General features: G+C 70.2%; 1 protein-coding gene. It reads left to right on the top strand.

Features of this window, described 5'->3' with window-relative positions:
* The first annotated feature begins 103 nt into the window (after positions 1–103).
* On the top strand, positions 104–1,459 hold the full coding sequence (locus IH26_RS0152330) for an IS110 family RNA-guided transposase (RefSeq protein ID WP_169789956.1): 1,356 nt from the start codon (positions 104–106) through the stop codon (positions 1,457–1,459).
* Positions 1,460–1,893 lie beyond the last annotated feature (434 nt).

Below are 1,893 nucleotides of genomic sequence, written 5' to 3' on the forward strand. Positions count from 1 at the left end.
CGCGTAGAAAGACCTCGAAGGATTAGGGGCTTGAGATCAAGGAACGTCCTCCCTGGTGGGATGAGCGGGCTTGGTGTCCCAGTACCCATCGAGGAGGACGTTCGTGGTTCAGCGTAGCGGGTTGACCCGGGGTGATCGCCGCAGGAATGACCGGATCGAACAGTTGCGGCGGGTGATCCGTGCGGACCGGGCGATCCTGGCGATCGATCTGGGTGAGGACAAGCAGGTCGCGGTGGTCTTGGACCATGACGGGCGAGTGCTGGGACGGCGCACGGTCAGGATGAAGGCGTTCGCGTTGGGTGGCCTGCTGGACTGGGCCGCGGGGCAGGCCGGCCGATACGGGTTCGCTGCGGTGGTGGTCGGCTGCGAGCCGACCGGTCACCGGTGGCGGTCGGTGATGCAGCTGGCTGACGACGCCGGGATGGGGTTCGTGTGCGTGCAGTCGCTGCGGGTGCACCTGGCCCGCGAGGCCGACGACTACACCCGCGACAAAACCGATCACAAGGATGCGGTGCTGATCGGCAAGCTGATCGCCCGGCTGGACTGCTACCTGCCCGAACGCGCGGAGGTGGACTGGGCCCGGTTGCGGCATCTGGGCGCCCGCCGTGCCCGGCTGGTCACCGAGGCCACCCGCTGCCAGCAGCAGATCGCCGACCTGCTCGGCTGCTGCTGGCCGGCCGCTCTGGACGCCGCGGTCAAGCCCTTGGACTCCACTACGTGGCTGGCCTGCCTGAGCGTGGTCGTCGACGCCGGCGGCGACCTGGCCGGCTTGGCCGTGGCGGGTCTGGACGCGTTCACCATGGCCGCCCGGGCCCGGGTGGCCGGGTTCGGGGTGTCGCGGCTGTATCACCGGATCGTGCGGGCCTTCTTCACCAGCCTGACCGACCCGGCCGGGGTGGCCGCTCAGCGGCCCGGCGCCCTGGAACGCGCGGGCCTGGTCCTCGCGGACTGGCAGCACACGAACACGCGGCTGGCCGATACCCAGGACCGGATGGCCGGCGTGCTCGACGCACTCGGCCTGACCGCTCTGGTGACCTCGATCCCCGGCCTGTCCGCGGTCGGCGCGGCGGTGATCCTGGCCGAGACCGGCGACCTGTCCCGCTTCGCGTCCGCGCGTAGCGTGGTCAAACACGCCGGGCTCAACCCGGCCGAGAACACCTCGGCCACCTTCCGCGGCCAGACTCGCCTATCGAGGCGGGGCCGGCCGGGACTACGGCTCGCCGCCTGGCGCGCGGTCTGGGGCGCCCTGCCCCACAACAGCGTGCTGCACGCCAAATTCACCCACCTAACCCGCCGCGACACCGACCGCCTGGCCCCCGCGCAAGCCCGCGCCGCGTGCGCGGCGACCCTGCTGCGCTGGCTGCACGCCATCGTCACCAGCCGCCGGCCGTTCGACCCCGACATCGCCACCGGACAACGGCGCACCGGCCGGCCCACCATCACCATGGTGGCCGCCTGAACACACACCGGCGTCGCGTGACACGACCACCGACAACCGCATAGACCTTTCCCCTACCGGCGGGGCGAGCCCGACCGCGCGTTGAGCCACCAAGCTCGTGACTGACCAAGGGCCGCCCCGCCGCGCTCCGCACAAGCTCGATTGCACGCTGTCGGGACCCCGCCACCAACAGCGGACCAGCCCGTTTGACGATCTACGTAGAGACGCGGAACCCGCGGCGGAGCCCCCGACCACACCCGGTACCAGGGAAAACACCACAACCAGCCAGCCAGGCCGACAACCGAGCGGCCCGGTCTACACCCATGCCCACCGAGCCGACCGGCTCTTCACCGACCGGCCCAGCACGACACCACTACCAGCATCACCAGGGAACAAACCTGATCAACCAACACCAATCACCCGACTTGACAACGGGCTCTTACGTTGGTCAGTCG

Source organism: Actinoplanes subtropicus (assembly GCF_000721705.1).
Taxonomy (GTDB): Bacteria; Actinomycetota; Actinomycetes; order Mycobacteriales; family Micromonosporaceae; genus Actinoplanes; species Actinoplanes subtropicus.